7 protein-coding genes are annotated in these 4493 nt (G+C 28.3%); all 7 read right to left on the bottom strand.

Annotation, left to right across the window (positions count from 1 at the left end):
• Positions 1-276: 276 nt before the first annotated feature.
• Positions 277-645, bottom strand: a complete 369-nt coding sequence (locus G551_RS0112095) for a hypothetical protein (RefSeq protein ID WP_027885807.1) — start codon at positions 643-645, stop codon at positions 277-279.
• A 197-nt stretch (positions 646-842) separates the two neighbouring features.
• The gene (locus G551_RS0112090; protein WP_027885806.1) at positions 843-1256 is read right to left on the bottom strand and encodes a type II toxin-antitoxin system VapC family toxin; all 414 of its coding nucleotides are present in this window, start codon (positions 1254-1256) and stop codon (positions 843-845) included.
• The gene (locus G551_RS0112085; RefSeq protein ID WP_027885805.1) at positions 1253-1498 is read right to left on the bottom strand and encodes a DUF6364 family protein; all 246 of its coding nucleotides are present in this window, start codon (positions 1496-1498) and stop codon (positions 1253-1255) included. Before G551_RS0112085 ends, G551_RS0112090 begins: the two co-directional genes overlap by 4 nt.
• Positions 1499-1715: 217 nt before the next feature.
• A complete protein-coding gene (locus tag G551_RS0112075; protein ID WP_027885804.1) occupies positions 1716-2474 on the bottom strand; it encodes a hypothetical protein in 759 nt (252 codons plus the stop codon).
• Between the two features lie 156 nt (positions 2475-2630).
• Entirely contained in the window at positions 2631-3068 is a 438-nt protein-coding gene (locus G551_RS0112070) for a hypothetical protein (RefSeq protein ID WP_027885803.1), read from the bottom strand.
• A 161-nt stretch (positions 3069-3229) separates the two neighbouring features.
• Entirely contained in the window at positions 3230-3532 is a 303-nt protein-coding gene (locus tag G551_RS0112065; protein ID WP_027885802.1) for a type II toxin-antitoxin system RelE/ParE family toxin, read from the bottom strand.
• Between the two features lies 1 nt (position 3533).
• Positions 3534-3755 (bottom strand): hypothetical protein, encoded by a 222-nt coding sequence (locus G551_RS0112060; RefSeq protein ID WP_027885801.1) that lies wholly within the window; start codon positions 3753-3755, stop codon positions 3534-3536.
• Between the last annotated feature and the right edge of the window lie 738 nt (positions 3756-4493).

The raw sequence follows: 4493 nt of genomic DNA, 5'->3' as shown, positions 1-4493 counted from the left end.
CGTTGTTGTGTGTAGTTTTATTTCAATTTCTTTTACGATCCTCTATACCCTCTGAATGGAAGCCTTCAGTTTTTAGCTTACACTACTAAAATACACAATCCATTCACCTTTTTCAAATCTATTTACATAATGTCCAATTGATTTTAGTTATATATTTTCATAGTGTTCATTTATTAATTCTTGAGAAAAAGCACCAAAATTTAAGAAATAAACTTTTTATCAAAATTAACTTGTTTTCATATAAATGGGAAATTAAAGTTTCTATTTAAATTTTATTTATCCAATAGTAAAATCGTAATCAATAAGTACAAATGATTGTAATTTTGTTGAGTACTTGAAATAAAATGTTTGCATGTATTCAGAATTTGATTCCTTATCTCTATACTCTCTTATTAACTCAAAAATATCTGAATCTTCATTCCTTGTATATTGATAAGTTAAATTTTCGGCATCCTGTAAATAGTCAAATTCAATTTCATAGTCCTTTAATTCTCTTTTATCAATTTTAGATATAAAATTATCATTATTAGATTCTGAAATAAATTCTTTTACGAATCTTTCAAAACCCAGAGAGTTATTATTATATACAGTATTCGATTTACAAGAGGTTATCATTGATAATATGGCAAATATTATTTTTTTCATAGTTTTTTATTTAATTTATCATTTTCAGTAAAACTACAATGAGTTTTCAAATTACACACAACGGTCTTGTATATTTGTCAGTTGTGGGAATTTAAGAAATGAAGATAGTAAAAAGAAATGACTTTGACGCGCCAGCGTCTGTGTCCGCAGGACACAAAACCACAATTGGAAATATACATTGTTAGCCACTGGCATTATTATTTTCTTGCTAAATATTCTTTTGCAGTCAAAACTGGTAATTTTGAATTTTTAAAATCCTTTTTATTCCTTGTAATTATAATATCGACATCATTTTCAATTGCTGAATAATATTGAAGTCCGTCTTCAAAATCAGGGAAACTTTCATCACTTAAAGCGAGTTCCGTTATTTTATCATCTAAACTTAATAATTCTACAAGTACTTTAAATTTCCTCAAAATTTCTCTTGCTTCTTTAGCAGATTTTAATTTTGTCAATATGTAATTCGTGTTTGCAAAAGTCAGTGATGAAATTGTAAGATTTAATTCTTTTTTATCTGCTTGAGAAAATAAGTCCGCCGCATCGTCATAAAAATCTTTTCTTTTTGAGAGTAAATCAATTACGATGTTTGTGTCAATCAATATTTTTTTCATTTGTATTTTTCCATTAAATATTGAGTATATTCATCTTTTATATCCAAATCATCGTCTATTGAAATAACTCCGCTAAGACTTTTTACTAAAGGTGTGATTTCGGTTTCTTTTTTTTCTCGTTTAGTAAGCGTTCCTAAATAAGATTCAATCAATTTTGATAGACTTATATTATTGGATTTTGCATAATGTTTTGCAGTCTCAATAATATTCTCATTTAAACTTAATGTGAGCTTTTTATCCATTATAAATTATTTTACGTACAAATATATTAATTAGTTACGTAATGTATTTATTTTTTGATGAATTTTTTTTGCTTGTGGCTAACGGTCTTGTATATTTGTCAGTTGTGGGAATTTGGAAAATAAAGATAGTAAAAAGAACTGAATTTGACGCGTGAGCGTCTGTGTCCGCAGGACACAAAACCACAATTGGAAATATACGTTGTTGGTTGCAGTTTTATTATTTTAATTTCCATTTCTTCTTAAAAGCTTTTATAAATAAATATAATTTTTCTTTATTATTTTCTCTTTCTAACTCTTTAATTCTGTCTTTTTTTAAAAACCAATCAGATTTGTATGGTAATTTTGTTTTTATATCTAATTTATCAAATGTTGATTGCATATAAGGAAAATATAATTCTCTAAGTTGATAATTATATAAATAAAGTAGAATGTAGGTTGTCCAAATGTTAGATACATATTCTCCAAACGTTTCATTCAAATCTAATCCGTTTTGGGTAGTTTTTATAGATGCGTGACTTCCCTTACTTAATTGAACCCAAAATTCAATTAATTCATTTTTATATTGATTGTCAGTTCTTTTTAAAATATTCTTTACTATTTTTACATCTTTACCTGAAATCCAGTTTTCTACAAATTTTGAATCTTCAGTTAGGATCAGATGATTGTTCACGATTAGAAACTCATAAATGCTACGCTGAAGAAATTTTACTCCTAAATAATTTGCATCGGCGATTAAAGTAAGTATAGCATCAAATAATAAAATTATTGAGGAATTGTTTTCCCAGATAATTATTTCATTCCTTTGGAGAGGTTTTGTTAAATAAAGAGTGTCATTTTCTTCATTGTCAAAAAAAGGAATTGAATACTTTAATAAAATCTTGTAGAGTTCATTTAAATTATCAATTTTATCAGAAAAATGAAATTTGATCTCTTCAATATTATCTTCTTTTATATTTAAAAAATCTTCTAAAATCATTTTTTTACAAATTGCAACCAACGGTCTTGTATAATTACCCAGCTAAGGGAATTTGGGAAATAAAGATAGTAAAAAGAACTGACTTTGACGCGTGAGCGTCTGTGTCCGCAGGACACAAAACCTTAGTTGGAATTATACGTTGTTGTAACACGTTTTTTATTCCGCGATTGTTCCATTTGTCCATTCCTCAAAAGTGACGTGGTTATTCCAATAAAGACTAAATTTATTAAAGTTTAGATTCCAATTTGTCCAAGCTAATTTTCCATCATAATTCATAAGCGAACCTATTCGTAAATGATTATCATCTTTGCTTTCGTTCTCGCCAATAATTTCAAGTCTCGATTGGAAATCTTTCGGAAATTCAATTATTTTGGTTCCTCCTCCAGTAATAATTTCAAATGCTGTTTTGGTTATTCCACTCAATACCAATTTACATTTTCCTAAAATTAATCCGTCAAGATTTCCTTCTTTATAATTTTCCAATTTTGCCCAATCAAAAGTCAAAACTATACTATCAGAATTTATTTCTAGCAAATCAATTAACGAGTCGTGTAGCTCAAGTCTTTTAATATTTTCCGAAATTTCAAATTCCAATACAGATTTTTTTAAATGTGTTACAACGGTCTTGTATATTTGTCAGTTGTGGGAATTTAGGAACTAAAGGTAGTAAAAAGAATTGACTTTGATGCGTGAGCATCTGTGTCCGCAGGACACAAAACCACAATTGGAAATATACGGTGTTGGGCTTTCTTTTTTTATATTTCTTTAGCCAGTTTATTTGGATTTTGCCTTGTATCAAATAATGTAACAATATTTATTCGTTTGGAATTATAGCGATAATATAAAGTACTTTGTTTTGTAATCACGCACTTTCTTAAACCTTTACCTTTTTTAGATTCAGGAAATATTTCAGGCTGATTTTTAATTATTTCAATTGATGAGTCTAATTTTTCAACAAAATCCTTTTTTACTTTTTCAGACCATTTTTCGATTAAGTACTCAAAAAGTTTTTCTAATTTCTTTTCGGCTGTTTTCGAAATAACAACTTTTCTGCTCAATTTATCTGTGTTTTTGCATAAAAGATTCGTAATCTGTAATTTCTCCGTTTTCTATTTCACGAGAAGCTGTTTCAATTTCTTTACGTTGTTCAATAGATAAATCGTCCCAAAAGTCAGCAGTTTTTGCTTTTGTAAAGATTTTTTTAATTGATTCAATGATTTTAGGATTTTCGGTATCCAAAAGCATCTTTGCCAATTCTATTTTTTCCGCTTGAATATTCATCTCATATTAATTTATAATCAAAAATAATGATTTTAACCTGAAATTTTTATTGAAAACGATTTTTTTTAAATGAAGCCCAACGGTTTTGTTTATCTTTCAGTTGTGGGAATTTAGAAAATGAAGATAGTAAAAAGAAATGACTTTGACGCGTGAGCGTCTGTGTCCGCAGGACACAAAACCGCAATTGAAGATAAACGTTGTTAGCTAAAGTACTTTTGCGTAAAGATTGTCGATTCCACTTTATCGTTTCTGAGCGTTTTAATCAGCCGAACTTTAATATTTTTTTGAAAACGAATTTTAGTTTTACTTTTTCTCCGCAAAGATTTTAATAATAGAGTAGTTCTGAGAATTTTTTATTCGCAACGATTTATCCATTCCAATTTATCGAACCGAGTAAGTTTAAGTCCATTGAGTTCTAATTTTTTTCTTTAATTTTAATTTCTCCGCGCAAAGATTTTCAGTCAATTTAATCCGTTTTTACTTTGCGAATTAAGTGAGTTTTCCATTAAACGTTTATTTTCAGGTCTGATGTAAAACTCGAACAAAAACAGAATTCGCAATTAAACGCACTGATTGTTGTTTCGTATTTTAGCTAACGGTCTTGTTTATCTTTCAGTTGTGGGAATTAGAAAATGAAGATAATAAAAAGAAATGACTTTGACGCGTAAGCGTTTGTGTCCGCAGGACACAAAGCCACGATTGAAGATAAACGTTGTTAGCTAAAGTACTTTTGCGTAA

Origin of the sequence: Mesonia mobilis DSM 19841 (genome assembly GCF_000423405.1) — a bacterium.
Lineage (GTDB): Bacteria > Bacteroidota > Bacteroidia > Flavobacteriales > Flavobacteriaceae > Mesonia > Mesonia mobilis.
This window is presented reverse-complemented; position numbering and strand designations above follow the sequence as displayed.

Bases quoted from the DNA above. Each gene is read 5' to 3' on its own strand.
- G551_RS0112095 (WP_027885807.1), bottom strand. From the start codon at position 645: ATGAAAAAAATAATATTTGCCATATTATCAATGATAACCTCTTGTAAA.
- G551_RS0112090 (WP_027885806.1), bottom strand. From the start codon at position 1,256: ATGAAAAAAATATTGATTGACACAAACATCGTAATTGATTTACTCTCA.
- G551_RS0112085 (WP_027885805.1), bottom strand. From the start codon at position 1,498: ATGGATAAAAAGCTCACATTAAGTTTAAATGAGAATATTATTGAGACT.
- G551_RS0112075 (WP_027885804.1), bottom strand. From the start codon at position 2,474: ATGATTTTAGAAGATTTTTTAAATATAAAAGAAGATAATATTGAAGAG.
- G551_RS0112060 (WP_027885801.1), bottom strand. From the start codon at position 3,755: ATGAATATTCAAGCGGAAAAAATAGAATTGGCAAAGATGCTTTTGGAT.